The following is an 18293-nucleotide window of genomic DNA, read 5'->3' as shown; positions in this document are numbered from 1 at the left end:
GCGGCCTGGCGCCGTCGCTGGCCGCCTCGCTCGAACGCCTGGGCCACCGCCTGCAGGAGCTCGACGCCGCCCTGGCCGACCCGGCCGTCGCCGCCGACAACAAGCGCTACCGCGAGCTCTCGCGCGAGCATGCCGAAGTCAGCAGTGTGTGCGACCTGGCCCGCCGCCACACGCAGCGCCAGCTCGACCGCGACACCGCCCGCCAGCTGCTGGATGACGCGGGTGACGACGCCGACATGCGGGCCATGGCCGCGCAGGAAATCGCCGACGCCGAGGCCGAACTGGCGCAGCTGGAAACCGAGCTGCAGACCGCCCTGCTGCCCCGCGACCCCGACGACCACCGCAACGCCTTCGTCGAAATCCGCGCGGGCACCGGCGGCGACGAATCGACCCTGTTCGCCGCCGACCTGGCCCGCATGTACCTGCGCCACGCCGAACGCCAGGGCTGGCGCACCGAGATCCTGTCGGCCAGCGAGTCCGACCTGAACGGCTACAAGGAAGTCGTGATCCGCGTCGAGGGCCACGGCGTCTATGGCCAGCTGAAATTCGAATCGGGTGGCCACCGCGTTCAGCGCGTGCCCGTCACCGAAACCCAGGGGCGGATCCACACCAGCGCCTGCACGGTGGCCGTGCTGCCCGAGCCCGACGAGGCCGAGGAAGTCGAAATCAACCCCGCCGACCTGCGCATCGACACCTTCCGCGCCAGCGGCGCCGGCGGCCAGCACATCAACAAGACCGACTCGGCCGTGCGCATCACCCACCTGCCCACGGGCCTGGTGGCCGAATGCCAGGACGACCGCAGCCAGCACCGCAACAAGGCCAAGGCGCTGGCCGTGCTGGCCGCCCGCATCCGCGACCAGGAACGCATTGCGCGCCAGGCAAAAGAGGCCGCCACCCGCAAGAGCCTGGTGGGCACGGGCGACCGCTCCGACCGCATCCGCACCTACAACTTCCCGCAGGGCCGGCTGACCGACCACCGCATCAACCTGACGCTCTACAAGCTGACGACCATCATGGAAGGCGATCTGGCCGACGTGACGGCTGCGCTGTTGTCCGCGCAGGCCGCCGATCAACTCGCCGAACTCGAGGCCGCCACGGGCGTGTGAGCCGCACCATGACCGCCCTGCCCCGCACCCCAGCCGACGCCCTGCAGCACGCCCGCGCCTGCGGCATCGAGCGCCTGGACGCCCAGCTGCTGCTGACCCACGTCACCGGCCAGTCGCGCACCTGGCTGCTGGCCCATGACCACGACCCGCTGCCGCCCGAGCAAGCGGCCCGCTTTGTCGATCTGGTCACGCGCCGGGCCGCAGGCGAGCCGGCCGCCTACCTGCTGGGCGACAAGGAATTCTTCGGCCTGACGCTGCAGGTCACGCCCGCCACGCTGATCCCCCGTCCCGACACCGAAACCCTGGTGGACTGGGCGCTGGAACACATTCCCGAGCAGCCCGACCCCGGCCGCGCTGCCTTCGCCGTGCTCGACCTGGGCACCGGCAGCGGCGCCATCGCGCTGGCCCTGGCCCACCGCCGGCCGCACGCCGCCGTGACCGCCGTGGACGCCAGCGCCGACGCGCTGGCCGTGGCGGCGGCCAACGCCCGCGCACTGGGCCTGCCCCTGCGCTGCCTGCATGGCAGCTGGCTGACCCCCGTGACCGGTGAACGCTTCGACCTCATCGTCAGCAACCCGCCCTACATCGCCGAAGGCGACCCGCACCTCGCCGCGCTGACCCACGAGCCCCTCACCGCGCTGACCGCCGGCCCCGATGGGCTGGACGACATCCGGCACATCGTGGCCGAAGCGGGCACACACCTGCAGCCCGGCGGTTGGCTGCTGCTGGAACACGGCTACGACCAGGCCGACGCGGTGGCGGCCCTGCTGCATGCAGCCGGCTTCACCGAGGTCGCCACCCGCATCGATCTGGGCGGGCAACCGCGCTGCACAGGCGGTCGGGCATCCTTCACGGACTGAGCGGATTTCTGCGTCCCACCTGGCGTTTCCCGTCAAAACAGGGAACTGGGGTCACGAACGCTCACAAATCTGATCCACAGACACAGAGCGTCTCCTTAGCATGGGCACCGTGTTCCGGAGGTTCCCGATGCGCCCGCTGTCCCGTTTCCCTGCTAAGCCCCGATCGCATCGGTCGAGCCGCGGCCGCGCCCGTGCCGGCTCTGCCTGGACGCTGGCGCTGCTGCTTGCCAGCACCGCAGCGCATGCCCAGATGGTGCCCAAGGCGAGCCACGCGTACCGCCAATCGCGCACCGGTGACCTGACGGAAGCACGCATCAGCTGGCAGACCGTCGGCCTGCCCGCCACACTCACCGCGCGCGATGCCGATGGCCCGGACCTCGACGGCCAACGCCTGCTGCGCCAATGGGAAGGCCGCGTCGGCGCCCTGATCGACCGCCCGGCCGACCCCATGCGCGACCACCTCGGTGCCAGCCTGTCGGTGGCACCCGGCCTGCGTCTGCGCAGCCTGCACCTGCTCACCGATTACTACGTGGCCGGCGGCCTGCGCGCCACGGCAGGGCTGGTGGCCGGCGAAACCGCCCAGGCCTGGTGGGGTGCCGGCGAGCGCGGCGGCGGGCTCAATCTCAGCCTTCAACGCGTCGAAGGTCCGGCCGCAGGCCTGGAGGGCAGCCCGAACACCCCCCGCACGGCCCCGTATGTGGGCGCCGGCTACAGCGCCCGCCTGACGCTGCCGGGCTCGCCCACGGCCTGGCAGCTCAATGCCGACGTCGGCGTCACGCCTCGCGCCACCGGCCACGACACCGTCCTCACCCGGGCCACCGACACGGAAAGCGCCCAGCGCCTGCGCCACGTCGTCAAGGTGTCGCTCGGCTACGCGTTCTGACGGCACGCCCGCGCTCCGCCCCGCTATCCCTTCCACGCTGCTGCACTTCCGCCACCCCGCCGTCCTCGGGCGTGGAGGCCTGCTATAAACCGGCCTTGTCACACACCCTTTTTTCCGGATGAGCAGGTTATGAGCAACGTTCAACAACGCATCGACGAACTCGTGAAGGGCAACCGCGTGGTGCTCTTCATGAAGGGCAACCCGACCTTCCCGCAATGCGGCTTCTCGGGCCGCGCCGTGCAGATCCTCAAGGCCTGTGGCGTCACCGACCTGACCACCGTCAACGTGCTGGAAGACGAAGAGATCCGCCAGGGCATCAAGGAATACGCCAACTGGCCCACGATTCCGCAGCTCTACATCAACGGCGAATTCGTCGGCGGCTCGGACATCATGATGGAGATGTACCAGGCCGGTGAGCTGCAGCAGGTTCTGACCCCGCAGTAAGACCGTGCCATCGGCCCTTCCCCGCCCGGCGCGCCTGATCGTCGGGCTCACTGGTGCCAGTGGCGCGGTCTATGGCGTGCGCCTGCTGGAACGCGCTCGCGTGCTGGGCGTCGAGACCCATCTGGTCGCCACGCCCGCCGGCATCCTGAACGTGCACCATGAGATGGGGCTGGGCCGCGCCGAGCTGGAAGCGCTGGCCACCGAAGCCCATGCGCCTGGCGACGTCGGTGCCTGCATCGCCAGCGGCAGCTTCGCCACCGACGCCATGGTGATCGCGCCCTGTTCGATGAAGACGCTGGCCGCAGTGGCCCACGGGATGGGCGACAACCTGCTCACGCGGGCCGCCGACGTGACGCTGAAAGAGCGCCGCCGCCTGGTGCTGATGGTGCGTGAAACGCCCTTCAACCTGGCCCACCTGCGCAACATGACCGCCGTCACCGAGATGGGCGGCATCGTCTTCCCGCCGCTGCCGGCGTTCTACCACCGCCCGGCGAGCATCGACGAGCTGGTGAACGAGACCGTGGAGCGCGTGCTGGCGACGCTGCAGATTGCATCGGCGCGGCCGCAGGAGTGGCGCGGGCTGTGAGTCCGGCGCTTCCGCCGTCTGCCCTCAGCGGCTGAGGCCGTGCGCCGCCCCCGCGTCGGCCATCTGGATGGCGGCGTCGGCGGCCGGCACCTGCCAGGTCCGGCGTGCGGCCGTCACCATGTTCGGGTATTCGGCCCGGCCCCGGCTGCCGTTGTAGCGGCCGAGCGCCAGGAACAGATTGCCCTTCTCGCGGTCCAGGTAGTGCCGCAGGATCACGCAGCCGAAACGCAGATTGGTCTGCATGTGGAACAGCGTGCTGGCGTCGCCATTGCCGATGGTGCGCGCCCAGAACGGCATCACCTGCATGTAGCCGCGCGCGCCCACCGACGAGATCGCGTACTTGCGGAAGCCGCTTTCCACCTGAATGAGACCCAGCACCAGCGTGGGCTCGAGCCCAGCCCGCTTGGCCTCGTAGCACACGGTCACGAGGAACTCGCGGCGCACCAGCTCATCGGGCTTGCGCTTGCGCAGCTTGTCTTCCAGCGCCAGGGCCCACCGCTCGCAGGACGCCTTCTGCGTGGCGTCGGCAAACGCCAGCTGGGGCGCCGCCCCACGCCCCACCGCCATCGACAGCGCGGTGCGCACCGAGTCGGCCAGCGGCTCTTCCACCTGGCCGCCCGCCTGCACCGTCAGGGCAGCGCCGCCCAGGGCGCACGCCAGCACGAAAGCACAGAAACGACGGCAGGACCACTTCAGCATGGCGCGAACTGTACTGGAAGCCGGCCTCGGGTGATCGCGGCATCTGACCGCTGTGGCCGCCTGTTTCGGGGAGATACATCCCCGCAGCGGCCACCCCGAGGCCACACCGGCCGTCAGGCCTGGGCCAGACGCGCCCGCAGGGTGGCGAGCAACTCGGCCACCGGCACCTTGGTGGCCGCGGCATCGCCACGGCCCTGGTACTCGGCCAGCCCTTCCTTGAGGCCCTTGTCGCCCAGCACCACCCGGTGCGGCACGCCGATGAGTTCCCAGTCGGCAAACATCGCCCCCGGGCGCTCACCGCGGTCGTCGAGGATGACGTCCACGCCATCGGCCACCAGGTCGGCGTACAGGCGGTCGGCCGCCTGCTTCACGTCGTCCGAGCGGTCGTAGCCCACCGGGCAGATCACCACGGTGAACGGCGCGATGGCGTCCGGCCACAGAATGCCGCGCTCGTCGTGACGCTGCTCGATGGCGGCGCCCAGAATCCGCGTGACACCGATGCCGTAGCAACCCATCTCGAAGTGCTTGGGCTTGCCGTCCACGTCCAGGAAGGTCGCGTCCATGGCCTTGGAGTACTTGGTGCCCAGGTAGAACACGTGGCCCACTTCGATGCCGCGCTGGATGGCCAGCACGCCCTGGCCGTCCGGCGACGGATCGCCTTCGACGACGTTGCGGATGTCGGCCACCAGATCGGGCTCGGGCAGATCACGGCCCCAGTTCACGCCACGGATGTGGAAGCCTTCTTCATTGGCGCCGCACACCCAGTCGGCCATGTTGGCCACGGTCCGGTCGGCAATGACTTTGACAGGCTGCTTCAGGCCGATGGGGCCGAGGTAGCCCGGCTTGCAGCCGAAGTGCGCGACGATCTCCTTCTCGGTCGCGAAGCGGAAGCCCGCCTTCAGACCCGAACCATCGGCCAGCTGGAGCTTGCCGGCCTTCACTTCGTTCAGGTCGTGGTCGCCGCGCACCAGCAGCAGCCACACGGTCGACTTCACGATCTCGCCGGCTTCGTTGGTCTCGTCGGTGGCCAGCACCAGCGACTTCACGGTGCGCGACAGCGGCAGGCCCAGCAGCGCGGCCACATCGGCGCAGGTGCTCTTGCCCGGCGTGGCGACCTTCTCGCAGGCTTCGGCAGCGGCGGCGCGCTCGGCCAGCAGCGACACGGCTTCCGCCAGCTCGATGTTGGCAGCGTAGTCGCTGGTGGGGCAGTAGACGATGGCGTCTTCGCCGGTGTCGGCGATCACCTGGAACTCGTGCGAACGGTCACCGCCGATGGCACCGGTGTCGGCCGCCACCGCGCGGAACTGCAGGCCCAGGCGCTCGAAGATGCGGGTGTAGGCGGCGTACATCGCGTCGTACGACTTGCCGGCCGCCTCGACATCCCGGTCGAAGGAGTAGGCGTCCTTCATCGTGAACTCGCGGCCACGCATGATGCCGAAGCGCGGGCGGCGCTCGTCGCGGAACTTGGTCTGGATCTGATAGAAGTTCTTCGGCAGCGCGCGGTAGCTGCGCAGCTCCTGGCGCGCGATGTCCGTGATGACCTCTTCCGCGGTGGGCTGGATCACGAAGTCGCGGTCGTGACGGTCCTTGAAGCGCAGCAGCTCGTCGCCCATCTTCTCGAAGCGACCGGTTTCCTGCCACAGCTCGGCGGGCTGCACCACCGGCATCACCAGCTCCACGCATCCCGCCTTGTTCAGCTCATCGCGGATGATGGCTTCCACCTTGCGGATCACCCGCAGGCCCATCGGCATGTAGTTGTACAGGCCGGCGCCCAGCTTGCGGATCAGGCCGGCACGCATCATCAGCTTGTGGCTGGCGATCTCGGCGTCGGCCGGGGCTTCCTTGAGGGTGGAGATGAAGAACTGGGAGGCTTTCATGGCGGGCAGAAGGGGCGCGGAGACATGCACCGCAGTCAGGGGCTTGACGATCGCACTAGGCGAAGCGGTCAGGGGGTGCAATAATGAAACCAGTTGAAAATTCGGAGTTGATTATGCTCGACCGGGAGGGCTTCAGGCCCAACGTCGGCATCATCCTGCTCAATCATCGGAACCAGGTTTTCTGGGGCAAGCGTATTCGCACCCACTCCTGGCAGTTCCCCCAAGGCGGCATCAAGCATGGCGAGTCGCCCGAGCAGGCGATGTTCCGCGAGCTCCACGAAGAAGTGGGCTTGCTGCCTGACCACGTCCGGATCATTGCGCGCACGCGCGACTGGTTGCGCTACGAGGTGCCGCAGCACTTCATCCGCAAGGACGCGCGCGGGCACTACAAGGGCCAGAAACAGATCTGGTTTCTGCTGCAGCTGACCGGCCGCGACACGGACATGAACCTGCGCGCCACCAACCACCCCGAGTTCGACGCCTGGCGCTGGCACGAATACTGGGTGCCGCTGGAGGCCGTGATCGAGTTCAAGCGCGGCGTCTATGAAATGGCGCTGTCCGAGCTCGCCCGCTTCCTGCCGAAGCCGCAAGGGCATGCCAACCGCTTCCTGCGGGGCAACATGCGCCGTCGCGCGGGCGATGGCCCTGACGACGCCGAGGAAGGCTCGGCCGCACACGGCGGCGCAGCCCCGACGACCGGGCTGCTGGCCCCCGACCGCGAATGAGCAGGCCGACCGCCGGCGCCCGGCGGTCGGCCCCCCTCACCGCCCGAAGGCGGACAGCACTCAGTCGATTTCGGTCTTGGTGGCGCACTCGGCGTCAGACGGGTTCACGCTGCAGCGGGCGCGCTTGATGATGTTCAGGCCCTGCTTGTTGTAGATGCCCTGCTTGGCAATCTCGATGCGCGACTCGCGGAACATCAGCACGTACTTCGGCACGGCCTCGGCCGGGATGTCGTCCCACATCGCCGCGGGAATGCCCTTCTCGGCTGTCTGCACGATGTTGAGCGCCCGATCGAACTGGCTCAACCAGTACTGGCGCGACTTCTCGCCAAACCCTTCCGGGAACTTGTTCTTGTTGAGCACCACCTGCACGGTCGGGATCAGGATCGGGAAGCGCCCGATGCCGCCCTTGGTGCCGATGCCCTTGTAAAGCTCGAAAGGCTTGAAGGCCACGGCCGGCAGGGTCACCATGTCGACGAAGCCGTTGTTGAACTTCGGCCCGATGTTGGTGACGTCGACCGAAACCGGCTGGGCGCCGATGCGCTGGATCATCACGCTCTGCGCCTTGTCGTAGTCGAAGGCGGCGATCTTCTTGCCCGACAGTTCCTCGACCGTGTTGATGGTGCGGTCGCGCACGATCGGATAGGCCGCCCCCAGCGGGAAGATGCCACCGATCTCGTGGTTGCCCTCCACCATCAGCTTGTTGGCCTGCGGCGAGGCAAACACCTGCACCACCTTGCGAACGACCTCGTAGCTCGCGTTGATGTCGACCTTGCCGCCCTTGACGACGGTGGTCGAGCCGATGCTGTCGAGCGAGCCGGCCAGGCTGTTGAACTGGCGGGTGCGGAAGGCCGTGGCGATCACGCCGTCACACTGACCAGCGCGATAGTCTTCGACGGCCACGCGCTCGTCGACGTAGCTCTTGAGCTCCATCTCGGCGCCCGCCTTCTGCATGGCCACCACGAAGTCGGTGGCGGCAGCGTAGACGTCACCGGTCTTGCCGGCCACGTCCCACACGCACAGCAGCTGTTTGGCCTGGGCGGCCGGGGCTGCCACGGCGCCCGCGACGACGAGGGCGGACAGCAGGCGAGGGGCAGAGGGACGGAACGGGGTGCGGGATAGGGACATGGAGCCTCCGGGATGGACACGCGCCGCGTGCCGGGGAAAAAGAGAACCTGGGACAGCTTTGTAACGCGCCCAGGCTACCCCACCCCGACAGGGACTACCCGAATATGGATCCAGTTGTTGTCACATTTCACGACACGACAGGCGGAGGCCCCGTGTGGTGAAACGCCGTGCCAGGCCGCGCAATGCCTGGCTTTGTACCGTTTGCGACAGTCTCAGGCGAGGACCAGGTTGTCGCGATGGATCATTTCCGGCTCGTTGGTGAAGCCGAGCACCGCGCCGATCTCGCTGGATGGCTTGCGGGCAATCAGGCGGGCCTCGCCGCTGGCGTAGTTGGCCAGCCCGCGGGCCACGTGCTCGCCCCGGAGACTGCGCACTGCGATCACGTCGCCGCGGTGGAAATCACCGATGACCTCGACCATGCCGATGGGCAGCAGGCTCTTGCCTTCGTCGCGCAGCTTGACCACGGCGCCGTCGTCGATGACGACCGTGCCCCGCAGCTGCAGGTGGTCGGCCATCCATTGCTTGCGTGCAGTGAGCTTGGCCGTGGCCGCCATGAAGAGCGAGCCAATCGACTCACCCTGGGTCAGCCGCACCAGCACATCGGGCTCACGGCCCCAGGCGATCACGGTGCTGGCCCCGCTGCCGGCGGCGCGCCGGGCGGCAATCACCTTGGTGATCATGCCGCCGGTGCCCACACCCGAGCCGGCGCCACCCGCCATCTGCTCGAGCGCCGGATCCCCGGCGGTGCAGACGTCGATGAAGCGGGCGGTCGGGTCCTTGCGCGGGTCGGCGCTGTACAGGCCTTTCTGGTCGGTCAGGATGACCAGGGCGTCGGCCTCGACCAGGTTGGCCACCAGCGCGCCCAGGGTGTCGTTGTCACCGAACTTGATCTCGTCGGTGACGACCGTGTCGTTCTCGTTGATGACCGGCACGACCTTGTGCGACAGCAGCGTCAGCAAGGTCGAGCGCGCGTTCAGGTAGCGCTCGCGGTCAGCCAGGTCGGCATGCGTGAGCAGCACCTGGGCGCTGCCCATGCCGTGCTCGCGCAGCTTGGTTTCGTACATCTGGGCCAGGCCCATCTGGCCCACTGCGGCGGCGGCCTGCAGTTCGTGCAGTTCCTTGGGCCGCGTCGCCCAGCCCAGGCGCTTCATGCCTTCGGCAATGGCGCCGCTGGAGACCATGATGACCTCGCGCCCGTCGGCCGCCAGTGCGGCCATCTGCCGGCACCAGGTGCCAATGGCCTCGGCGTCCACGCCCCGGCCTTCGTTCGTGACCAGGCTGGAGCCCACCTTCACGACAATGCGGCGGGCGTTCTTCAACACTTCGTTCATGGGCGACAGAGGGGCGGAGACGGGTTCGCGACAGGCGGGGGCGGAAGCAAGCCGACCGCGCGGGCAACCGGAAGGGGCCGCCGCGCACGGTCAACAGGCTTACTTCTTGGCGGCTTTCTTCGCCACCTTCTTGGCAGGCGCCTTGGCAGCGGCCTTCTTGGCCACCGGCTTGGCGGCGGCCTTCTTCACAGCGACGGCCTTCTTGGCCGGTGCCTTGGCCGGTGCTTTCACCGGGGCCTTGGCAGGTGCCTTGGCCGGGGTCTTCCCCACGGCCTTCTTGGCGGCGACCTTCTTGACGGCAGCCGGCTTCACGGCAGACTTGGGAGCAGCCGCCTTCTTGGCCACCGGCTTGGTCACAGCGGCCTTCTTGGCGGTCGCCTTCTTGGCTGCCACGGGCTTGGCCGCTGCCTTCTTGGTCACCGGCTTGGCGACGGCCTTCTTGGCGGCGGCCTTCTTGACCGCGGCGGGCTTGGCTGCCGCCTTCTTGGCGGTCACCGGCTTGGCCGGCTGCTTGGCCTCGGCCTTGACCGGCTTGGCGGCCTTGACTGCCTTCGGCACAACGGCGGCCTTGACCTTCTTCGCCGGGGCGGCCTTCTTCACGGCAGCGGGCTTGGCAGCCGCCTTGCGGGCCGGTGCCTTGGCGGCTTCGGCCTTCACGGCGGGCGCGTCGGCGGCCACGGTGGCCTTCTTCACGGTGGCCTTCGCGCTCTCCTTCTGCGCGGCAGCCTTTTTCGTGGCGGTCTTGGCGGGGGTCTTGGCAGCAGTCTTCACGTTGTCTTTCTTCGGTTTGACCAGGGCTTCCAGGTCGTCGTCGTAACGTAGACCGGCCTGGGCCATCAGGTCGGTCGCCATGGGCAGGTTGGCCTCCACATCGAAACGCACGTCGGCGTCGCGGTGGTGCTCCTGCATGCTCGCCACATGCTGGTAGATCGTCTGGACCAGCTGTTCACAGCCCGCACGCGTGAGCGCAGAGATCTGGAACACCGGGCCCTTCCACCCATAACGGCGGACGAACTCCAGCACCTTGGCCACGCGCTCTTCCGGCTGGATCATGTCCAGCTTGTTGAGCACGAGCCAGCGCGGCTTCTCGTAAAGCGCCTGGTCATAGATCTTGAGCTCGTTGACGATGGCCCGGGCCTGCTGGACCGGGTCGGAATCGTCGAACGGCGCAAGATCGACCACATGCAGCAGCAGTCGGGTGCGCTGCAGGTGACGCAGAAAGTAGTGGCCCAGGCCGGCGCCTTCGGAGGCGCCTTCGATCAGACCGGGAATGTCGGCGACCACGAAACTCTTTTCGGGGCCGGCGCGCACGACACCCAGGTTCGGGTGCAGCGTCGTGAAGGGGTAGTCGGCGATCTTCGGACGGGCGTTCGAGATCGCGGCAATCAGGGTGGACTTGCCAGCGTTGGGCATGCCCAGCAGGCCCACATCGGCCAGCACGCGCAGTTCGAGCTTGAGCTTGAACATCTCGCCCGGCCAGCCCGGCGTCTTCTTGCGCGGGGCCCGGTTGGTGCTGGTCTTGTAGTGCAGGTTGCCGAAGCCGCCGTCGCCGCCCTTGGCCAGCAGCTTCTGCTCGCCGTGCTCCAGCAGTTCGAGCATCACCTCGCCGGTCTCGAAGTTGCGGATGATGGTGCCCACCGGCATGCGCAGCACGATGTCTTCGCCGGCCGCGCCGAACTGGTCGGAGCCCCGCCCCTGCTCGCCGTTGCGGGCCTCATGGCGACGCGCGTAGCGGTAGTCGATCAGGGTGTTGATGTTGCGGTCGGCCACGACAAAGACGTGCCCGCCCCGCCCGCCATCGCCGCCGTTGGGGCCGCCGAAGGGGATGAACTTCTCGCGACGGAAGCTGATGCAACCGCTGCCGCCGTTGCCGGCAGCCACATCAATGGTGGCTTCATCGACGAATTTCATGGGGTGTCCTGAACTGGGGATGCGGGCGCGAAAACCGCCATTATCTCGCGGGGATGCAACCCGGAGGATGGGGTTGCGCAGGGAAGGCCGGCGCGATGCGGCTGGCCGTCGAGGCGTGGCTGCGGATGGCAGGGGCCTTCAAAAAACAAAAGCCCCGGCGGACCGGGGCTCGTGACGCGGGCCACACGAAGCGGCCCGCCAGGTCATGTCGACCCTCAGACCGGCGTGACGACGACGGTCTTGCGGTTTTGCGAGCCCTTCACGGCGAAGGACACGGTGCCGTCCACCAGGGCGAACAGCGTGTGGTCGCGGCCGGTGCCGACGTTGGTGCCAGCATGGAAGCGGGTGCCACGTTGACGGACGATGATGGAGCCGGCGGGCACGACTTGGCCGCCAAACACCTTCACGCCCAGCATCTTGGGTTGCGAATCACGGCCGTTCCGTGTGGAACCGCCGCCTTTTTTCTGTGCCATGGATCTGCTCCTTGGGTACTGAAGTTAGACGATGAAGGCGCGAGATCAGGCGTTCACGGCGCTGATTTGCAGCTCGGTGAAGTTCTGACGGTGACCTTGGCGCTTCTGGTAGTGCTTGCGGCGACGCATCTTGAAGATGCGGACCTTGTCGTGACGGCCATGGGCCACCACGGTTGCTTTGACGGTTGCGCCAGCCACCAGAGGGGAACCAACCTTGAGTTCAGCGCCGGAGCCGACTGCCAGAACCTGGTCGATCACGATCTCTTGGCCAACTTCCGCAGCAATCTGTTCTACTTTAATTTTTTCGCCAGCAGCAACCTTGTATTGCTTGCCGCCGGTTTTTATGACCGCGTACATGTTGAGACCTTTCGAAGGGAAAAGAACTTTCTTCACCCATCAAAGGGCGAAGCTCTCCACTCTAGCACAGGCGGTCAATGATGTAAAGGCACGTCGCGGGTGCCGGGCGGGTCCGGCATGTCGGCCGCCCCCAGAGCGGGCTGCAGACCGGCCGGCTCGTCGCCCTGCACGGGGCGCCGCTGCCAGCCAAAGAAGGCCTCGACCTCGGCGCGCTTGGCCAGGGCGTCGGCAAAGCCGAGGTGGATCAGCTCGCGCGTGAACGACGATTCGAACAGCAGGTAGCTGGCCAGGGCGGTGCCGCGCGCCGCCTTGCCGCTGCCGTACACGCCCACTGCGCGCAGCATGGCGCGCACCGCGGGTGGCAGGGCCCACAGGTGGCGGGCCGCGATGTCGTCGATGCGCTGGCTGGGCGCGATCACCAGCACGTCGACCTGACGCAGGCCGGTGGCCGCGCGCTGCTCGGGGGACAGCAGCGCCAGCGTCTTGTTGACGCGCTGGAGGCGCTCGATGTCGACCGCCAGAGCGTCCAGGAAGATGCTGGACATGGCGTGGCCGGCGATGGTCGCCAGATTCGGGTAGTCGGACGACGCACGCCGCGGTTCGGCCGGCTCGTGCAGCCGGCCCGCGCCGATCACGAACACGCGGTCGGCCCCCAGGTGGATGGCCGGCGAGATGGGCGCAGCCTGGCGCATCGAGCCGTCGCCCAGCCAGTGCGGTCGGCCGTCCACACCCAGGCGCACGGCGGGAAACACGAAGGGGATGGCCGAGGAGGCCATCAGGTGGTCGATGGCCAGGGGGGCCTGCACGCTGAGCCGCTGCGAGCGCGTCCACGGGGCAACGGGCTGTGCACTGTCGTAGAAGGTGACGTGCTCACCGGTGGTGTAGCTCGAGGCCGACACCGCCACCGCATCCAGGTGGCCTTCGGCCATCAGTCGCGGCAGGCGGTCGGTGCGGAACAGCGTGGGCAGGAAGTGGCGCAGCGGCTCGTTGTCGAGCAGGGAACGGGGCCGCGCGCGGCGCCACCGCGCCAGGGCCCAGCCCAGCGAGAACAGCGTCAGCCATTTGGCGCCCGTCTGGATGACGCCGAAGGAGTCGGAGCGGTAGACCTGTTCGGATCGGAAGTCGCGCCAGACCTCGACCATGGCGCGCACGGCGAGGTCATAGTGGTCGGCGCGGCACGCGAGCGCCAGGCCGTTGATGGCCCCGGCCGAGGTGCCGCAGATGATCTGGAAGGGATTGCGCCGCCGGGGCTGCGCGCAGTCGTGCCGGATGTGCTGCAGGGCCTGCAGCACACCGACCTGGTAGGCGGCGCGCGCGCCACCGCCCGTGAGGATGAGGGCGGTCTTTCCGGAGGGGCTCATGGCGGTTTATCGGCCTGCGTCAGCCTCGGATTGAAGGGGCCCCGCACAGTCGGGGGCGGACACGCGACGGTGCCCTGCCCCGCCGCTCACCAGCCGCAGGCGGTGTCCTGCTCGGGCTGGCCGAGGCCGTAGACCCGCTGCAGCGTGGCCCAGGCCTCGTCGGCGGTCTCGACGTAGCGGAACAGGTTGACGTCCTGCGGGCTGATCAGGCCGGTCTCGATCAGGTGATCGAAGTTGATGAGCTTGGTCCAGAACTCGCGGCCGAACAGCAGCACCGGGCGCTTGCGACACTTGCCGGTCTGCATCAGCGTGAGCACTTCAAAAAGCTCATCCAGTGTGCCGAAGCCGCCGGGGAAGCACACGAGCGCCACCGAGCGCATCAGGAAGTGCATCTTGCGCAGCGCAAAGTAGTGGAACTGAAAGCACAGCCGCGGCGTGATGTAAGGGTTGGGCTCCTGCTCGTGCGGCAACACGATGTTCAGGCCGATGCTCTTGCCGCCCACTTCGTGGGCACCGCGGTTGCCGGCCTCCATGACGCCGGGGCCACCGCCCGTCACGACGTAGATGGGCGCATCGAGCTGGGCCGACGCGGTGGTGACGAGGGCCGCGAAGGCGCGGGCTTCCTCGTAGTAGCGCGACATGTCGAGGTGGCGCTGTGCCTGGCGGACCGCGAAATCGCGTTCGTGTCCGGGCGGCAGGTCCATGGCTTCCTGCAGGAGGGCGTTGGCCGCCTCGGCGGGCAGGATGCGGGCGCTGCCGAACAGGACGATCGTGGATTCGATCTGCTCGTCGCGCTGCACCATCTCGGGCTTGAGCAGCTCGAGCTGCATGCGCACCGGGCGCAGCTCGGGATGCAGCAGGAACTCGGGGTCGGCGAAGGCGAGGTCGTAACTGCTGTCCGGCCCGCCGTAGAGCGAGGGTTTCGGGGCCCGGCGGACATCCTGGTCCGCAGTCGGGAAGTTGCGTTCGAGCAGCTCATTCGGGTTGTTCATGCTGGCGATCCTGAGAGGGGTTTCCCACATGCCGACGCAAGCACGTCGGGAACCCAGTATGCAGCCGCGCTCACAGGCCCGACACGCGAAACAGCGCGCAAGCCGGGGGGCAGTTGCGAAATCCCGTCAGTGCCCGGGGGCGTGGGGCTCGTGGCCGCCACAGACGGCACAGTCCGGTTGCCGGCGCGCACGCATCTCGGTCCAGCGCCAGTTGCGGCCATCCAGCATCAACAGGCGCCCGGCCAGGCTCTGGTGCCCGTGCCAGCGCCCATCGGGGCCAGACTGCAGCAGCAGCTTGAGCGCCTCGCCCGCCTGCATCACGCCCATCACGCCCACCACGGGCGCGAAGATGCCCAGCAGCGCGCAGCGTGCTTCCTCGGGCGGGGTGTCGGGGGGGAAGAGGCAGGCGTAACAGGGGCTCGCCGCATCACGCGGGTCGAAGACGCTGATCTGCCCGTCGAAGCGCAGCGCCGAAGCCGACACCAACGGCACACCCGCTTCATGGCAGACGCGGTTGACGAGCTGGCGGGTGGCGAAGTTGTCGGTGCAGTCGAGCACGACCTGCGCCCGCGGCACTTCGCGGCGCAGCAGGGCCTCGTCGGCGCGCTGGTGGAGGGGCTCGACCTGCACGCCGGGGTTGAGCGCGGCCAGCGCGGTGCGCGCGGAGTGCACCTTGGGCTGGCCGATGCGGTCGGTGGCGTGGACGACCTGGCGCTGCAGGTTGGTGAGGTCCACCTCGTCGGGGTCGACCACCGTGATGGCACCGACCCCGGCCGAGGCCAGGTACAGCAGGGCGGGCGCACCCAGCCCCCCTGCCCCGATCACCAGCGCGCGGCTGGCGAGCAGGTGATCTTGCGCGGCCTCGCTGAACTCGTCGAGCAGCAGATGGCGGCTGTAGCGCAGCCGCTGGTCGTCGTTCACTGCGCCTGGTTCTCTTCCGGCTTGCGCTCGGTCATGGTCTTGGAGACGGCAACCGGCTTGCCCTTGAGCTGGTTGAGGGCCTGCAGCAGCGGGAAGTCTTCGGCCGAGCCGAACTCGGGCAGCGGCTTCGGCGGCTCGTTCTTCTTGCCGTTGCCGTTGAGCTCTTCCAGCTTCTTCATCGCTTCCTCGCGGGCCTTCTCGCGGGCGGCGTCCTTCTCTTCCTTGCCCTGGCCGCTGCCGATGTGCTTTTCCAGGTCGGCTTCGCGCATGCGCAGGGCCGAATACAGGTTGCCTTCGACGCTTTCGTCGACCATCACGTCCGGCACGATGCCGCGGGCCTGGATCGAGCGGCCACTGGGGGTGTAGTAGCGGGCCGTGGTGATCTTGAGCGCGGTGTCGGCCGTCAGCTGGCGCACGGTCTGCACCGAGCCCTTGCCGAAGGTCTGGCCACCCATGACGGTGGCGCGCTTGTGGTCCTGCAGCGCGCCCGAGACGATCTCGGAGGCCGAAGCCGAGCCTTCGTTGACCAGCACCACCAGCGGCACGGTCTTGAGCGCGGCCGGCAGCTTGGCCAGCGGGTCGGTGCCGAAGCGGCGCGAGTAGTCTTCGGCGCGGGCCTTGAAGGTGGCCTTCGATTCAGGCAGCTGGCCATTGGTGGACACCACGACGACGTCCTTGGGCAGGAAGGCGGCCGAGATCGCGATGGCGCCCTCCAGCAGGCCACCCGGGTCGTTGCGCAGGTCGAGCACCAGGCCCTTCAGCTTGGGGTCTTCCTTGTAGAGCGCGTTGACCTTGGTGACGAAGTCGTCGACGGTGCGGTCCTGGAACTGGCTGATGCGCACCCAGCCATAGCCGGGTTCGATCATCTTCGTGCGCACCGACTGCACGCGGATCTCCTCGCGCACGATGGTGACGGGGAAGCTGCGGTTTTCGGTCTTGCGGAAGATGGTGAGGACCACCTTGGTGTTGGGCTCGCCGCGCATGCGCTTGACGGCCTGGTCCATGGTGAGGCCCTTGACGAAGGTGTCGTCGATCTTGGTGATCAGGTCGCCGCTCTTCATGCCGGCGCGGAACGCGGGCGAGCCCTCGATGGGCGACACGACCTTGACCAGGCCGTCTTCCATGCCGATCTCGATGCCGACCCCCACGAAGCGGCCGGTGGTGCCTTCGCGGAATTCCTTGAAGCTGGTCTTGTCGAAGTAGACGGAATGCGGGTCGAGCCCGGAAACCATGCCGCCGATGGCGTCACTGATGAGCTTCTTCTCGTCGACCGGCTCCACGTAGTCGGTCTTGATCATGCCGAACACCGCGGCAAGTTGCTGCATTTCTTCCAGCGGCAGCGGCGCCACCGTGTTGCGCGCCGTGGCACCGAGTTGCAGCGTGGTGAGGCCGCCAGCCAGGGCGCCCAGCGCAACCCAGCCCGCGATCTTGAATTTGGAGGTCATGGCGATCATTGCCTTGTGAAGCCAGCTTCGCGGCCCGTGTCGGTGGGCAGACGAATGAACGGTCAGTATAGGGTCGTGCGCAGGCGCTCGGCGCGGAATAAGGCCATGACCACCTGCCAATCGGACGCCGGGTGCATTTCGGTGGCATCCGGTGCACACCGAGGGCACGCCAGGCGCATGGGCGGGGGCGCTGCGTTCAGGGGGCGATCGGCGCGTAGTCGACCGGCACCCAGCTGAAGCGGCCCTGCCCGTCGGCGCGCACCTGGCCCAGGCCGGGGAACGGCAGGTGGGCGCCGGCCACAAGCAGGGCGTCCTTGGCGGTCCAGCCGAAGAGCTTCAGTCGGGTGGCAAGCGCCTGCTTGCTGTCGGCATCGAACTCGATGGTGACCTGGGGCCGCGCGAACTGCACCGCCGCGTTGTGAACGATGTCTCCCCACACCAGCAGTTGCTGCCCACGCGACTGCAGCAGGTAGCTGGTGTGCCCCGGCGTGTGGCCGTGGGACTTGACCGGCGCGATACCCGGCAGGATCTCGGCATCGCCGCTGAAGGTCTTGAACGCACCCGCCTTGACGTAAGGCGCCACGCCGTCCTGCGCCATCTTGAAGAAACGCTGGGCGCCTTCCGGGGCCTTGGCCGCCACATCGGGGCTGAGCCAGTGCCCGGCATCGCCCGCCGAGGCGTACACGGTGGCCTTGGGGAAGACGGCCTGGCCGTCCTGCACCAGCCCGCCGACGTGGTCGCCATGCAGGTGGGTCAGCAGCACCGCGTCGACCTGCTCGGGCTGGTAGCCGGCGGCCTTGAGGCTGGGAACGACCTGTCCCAGGCCCGGCCCGAAGAAGCGCCCGGCACCGGCGTCCACCAGCACCAGACGCTCGCCGGTGTTGATCAGGAAGGCAATCACGGCCGTGGGCGTGGGCGTGGTGCGGAACTGGCGTGCCAACAGCTTCTGGATGTCCGTGGCGGAGGCATTCTTCAGCAGCTTTGCATCGAGCATGATCTGCCCGTCGTACAGCGCGGTCACCTCGAAGGTCCCGACCATCTGCCGGTAGTAGCCGGGCACCTGGGTCTTCTGCTGGGGGGCTTCGGCCCGGGCGGCGGGGGCCACGGCACCCAGCACGGACAGTCCGAGAACGAACGGCGCAAGGCCCCGGGCAAGACGGATCGACATGAAGGCTCCTGGAAAACCGAGATGCCGAA

General features: G+C 68.1%; 17 protein-coding genes and 1 pseudogene. 6 read left to right on the top strand and 12 right to left on the bottom strand.

Features of this window, described 5'->3' with window-relative positions; translation table 11 throughout:
• Positions 1–5 precede the first annotated feature (5 nt).
• The 5 genes from prfA to DEH84_RS02860 all read left to right on the top strand — a co-directional run bounded on the left by prfA (position 6) and on the right by DEH84_RS02860 (position 3879).
• A complete protein-coding gene (gene prfA / locus DEH84_RS02880) occupies positions 6–1106 on the top strand; it encodes a peptide chain release factor 1 (RefSeq protein ID WP_109038178.1) in 1101 nt (366 codons plus the stop codon).
• Positions 1107–1114: 8 nt separating this feature from the next.
• Positions 1115–1966 carry a peptide chain release factor N(5)-glutamine methyltransferase gene (prmC, locus tag DEH84_RS02875; protein WP_109038177.1) on the top strand — a complete coding sequence of 284 codons (852 nt, stop codon included), beginning with the start codon at positions 1115–1117 and terminating at the stop codon, positions 1964–1966.
• Positions 1967–2093: 127 nt separating this feature from the next.
• Complete coding sequence (locus tag DEH84_RS02870; protein WP_109034606.1) at positions 2094–2849, top strand: hypothetical protein; 756 nt, start codon at positions 2094–2096, stop codon at positions 2847–2849.
• A gap of 129 nt (positions 2850–2978) precedes the next feature.
• On the top strand, positions 2979–3293 hold the full coding sequence (gene grxD / locus DEH84_RS02865) for a Grx4 family monothiol glutaredoxin (protein ID WP_109034604.1): 315 nt from the start codon (positions 2979–2981) through the stop codon (positions 3291–3293).
• Between the two features lie 4 nt (positions 3294–3297).
• Positions 3298–3879 (top strand): UbiX family flavin prenyltransferase, encoded by a 582-nt coding sequence (locus DEH84_RS02860; RefSeq protein ID WP_109034603.1) that lies wholly within the window; start codon positions 3298–3300, stop codon positions 3877–3879.
• A gap of 24 nt (positions 3880–3903) precedes the next feature.
• Here the strand turns inward: DEH84_RS02860 and DEH84_RS02855 are convergent, their stop codons facing one another.
• Positions 3904–4578, bottom strand: coding sequence for a lytic transglycosylase domain-containing protein (locus DEH84_RS02855; protein WP_109034601.1), 675 nt, complete (start codon positions 4576–4578; stop codon positions 3904–3906).
• 113 nt (positions 4579–4691) lie between these two features.
• Complete coding sequence (locus DEH84_RS02850; protein ID WP_109034599.1) at positions 4692–6455, bottom strand: proline--tRNA ligase; 1764 nt, start codon at positions 6453–6455, stop codon at positions 4692–4694.
• 113 nt (positions 6456–6568) lie between these two features.
• Here DEH84_RS02850 and DEH84_RS02845 point away from each other — a divergent pair, with 113 nt between their 5' ends.
• Entirely contained in the window at positions 6569–7180 is a 612-nt protein-coding gene (locus DEH84_RS02845) for an RNA pyrophosphohydrolase (RefSeq protein ID WP_109034597.1), read from the top strand.
• Between the two features lie 60 nt (positions 7181–7240).
• Here the strand turns inward: DEH84_RS02845 and DEH84_RS02840 are convergent, their stop codons facing one another.
• The 10 genes and pseudogenes from DEH84_RS02840 to DEH84_RS02795 form a co-directional block, all read right to left on the bottom strand.
• Complete coding sequence (locus DEH84_RS02840) at positions 7241–8305, bottom strand: putative solute-binding protein (RefSeq protein ID WP_109034596.1); 1065 nt, start codon at positions 8303–8305, stop codon at positions 7241–7243.
• A gap of 212 nt (positions 8306–8517) precedes the next feature.
• The gene (gene proB / locus DEH84_RS02835; protein WP_109034594.1) at positions 8518–9636 is read right to left on the bottom strand and encodes a glutamate 5-kinase; all 1119 of its coding nucleotides are present in this window, start codon (positions 9634–9636) and stop codon (positions 8518–8520) included.
• An 804-nt stretch (positions 9637–10440) separates the two neighbouring features.
• Positions 10441–11547: pseudogene (gene cgtA / locus DEH84_RS19705) on the bottom strand (Obg family GTPase CgtA); the annotation flags it as partial.
• A 215-nt stretch (positions 11548–11762) separates the two neighbouring features.
• On the bottom strand, positions 11763–12020 hold the full coding sequence (rpmA, locus tag DEH84_RS02825; protein ID WP_109034592.1) for a 50S ribosomal protein L27: 258 nt from the start codon (positions 12018–12020) through the stop codon (positions 11763–11765).
• Between the two features lie 45 nt (positions 12021–12065).
• Entirely contained in the window at positions 12066–12377 is a 312-nt protein-coding gene (rplU, locus tag DEH84_RS02820; protein WP_109034590.1) for a 50S ribosomal protein L21, read from the bottom strand.
• A gap of 74 nt (positions 12378–12451) precedes the next feature.
• Positions 12452–13738 (bottom strand): patatin-like phospholipase family protein, encoded by a 1287-nt coding sequence (locus tag DEH84_RS02815; protein WP_109034588.1) that lies wholly within the window; start codon positions 13736–13738, stop codon positions 12452–12454.
• A gap of 86 nt (positions 13739–13824) precedes the next feature.
• On the bottom strand, positions 13825–14730 hold the full coding sequence (locus tag DEH84_RS02810) for an LOG family protein (RefSeq protein WP_109034586.1): 906 nt from the start codon (positions 14728–14730) through the stop codon (positions 13825–13827).
• A 126-nt stretch (positions 14731–14856) separates the two neighbouring features.
• Positions 14857–15651, bottom strand: a complete 795-nt coding sequence (locus DEH84_RS02805; protein ID WP_109034584.1) for a HesA/MoeB/ThiF family protein — start codon at positions 15649–15651, stop codon at positions 14857–14859.
• Positions 15648–17096 carry a S41 family peptidase gene (locus DEH84_RS02800; RefSeq protein WP_109038176.1) on the bottom strand — a complete coding sequence of 483 codons (1449 nt, stop codon included), beginning with the start codon at positions 17094–17096 and terminating at the stop codon, positions 15648–15650. The genes DEH84_RS02805 and DEH84_RS02800 overlap by 4 nt, the downstream gene beginning before the upstream one ends.
• Before the next feature lie 196 nt (positions 17097–17292).
• On the bottom strand, positions 17293–18264 hold the full coding sequence (locus DEH84_RS02795; RefSeq protein WP_109034582.1) for an MBL fold metallo-hydrolase: 972 nt from the start codon (positions 18262–18264) through the stop codon (positions 17293–17295).
• Positions 18265–18293 lie beyond the last annotated feature (29 nt).

Source organism: Aquabacterium olei, from assembly GCF_003100395.1.
Classification (GTDB): Bacteria; Pseudomonadota; Gammaproteobacteria; order Burkholderiales; family Burkholderiaceae_C; genus Aquabacterium; species Aquabacterium olei.
Note: the sequence above shows the minus strand (reverse complement) of the source record. Positions and strands in the feature narration are given on the sequence as shown.

Bases quoted from the DNA above. Each gene is read 5' to 3' on its own strand.
- DEH84_RS02870 (WP_109034606.1), top strand. From the start codon at position 2,094: ATGCGCCCGCTGTCCCGTTTCCCTGCTAAGCCCCGATCGCATCGGTCG.
- grxD (WP_109034604.1), top strand. From the start codon at position 2,979: ATGAGCAACGTTCAACAACGCATCGACGAACTCGTGAAGGGCAACCGC.
- DEH84_RS02810 (WP_109034586.1), bottom strand. From the start codon at position 14,730: ATGAACAACCCGAATGAGCTGCTCGAACGCAACTTCCCGACTGCGGAC.
- DEH84_RS02855 (WP_109034601.1), bottom strand. From the start codon at position 4,578: ATGCTGAAGTGGTCCTGCCGTCGTTTCTGTGCTTTCGTGCTGGCGTGC.
- rplU (WP_109034590.1), bottom strand. From the start codon at position 12,377: ATGTACGCGGTCATAAAAACCGGCGGCAAGCAATACAAGGTTGCTGCT.
- prmC (WP_109038177.1), top strand. From the start codon at position 1,115: ATGACCGCCCTGCCCCGCACCCCAGCCGACGCCCTGCAGCACGCCCGC.
- DEH84_RS02840 (WP_109034596.1), bottom strand. From the start codon at position 8,305: ATGTCCCTATCCCGCACCCCGTTCCGTCCCTCTGCCCCTCGCCTGCTG.
- DEH84_RS02800 (WP_109038176.1), bottom strand. From the start codon at position 17,096: ATGACCTCCAAATTCAAGATCGCGGGCTGGGTTGCGCTGGGCGCCCTG.
- DEH84_RS02815 (WP_109034588.1), bottom strand. From the start codon at position 13,738: ATGAGCCCCTCCGGAAAGACCGCCCTCATCCTCACGGGCGGTGGCGCG.
- DEH84_RS02845 (WP_109034597.1), top strand. From the start codon at position 6,569: ATGCTCGACCGGGAGGGCTTCAGGCCCAACGTCGGCATCATCCTGCTC.
- DEH84_RS02795 (WP_109034582.1), bottom strand. From the start codon at position 18,264: ATGTCGATCCGTCTTGCCCGGGGCCTTGCGCCGTTCGTTCTCGGACTG.
- rpmA (WP_109034592.1), bottom strand. From the start codon at position 12,020: ATGGCACAGAAAAAAGGCGGCGGTTCCACACGGAACGGCCGTGATTCG.
- proB (WP_109034594.1), bottom strand. From the start codon at position 9,636: ATGAACGAAGTGTTGAAGAACGCCCGCCGCATTGTCGTGAAGGTGGGC.
- DEH84_RS02850 (WP_109034599.1), bottom strand. From the start codon at position 6,455: ATGAAAGCCTCCCAGTTCTTCATCTCCACCCTCAAGGAAGCCCCGGCC.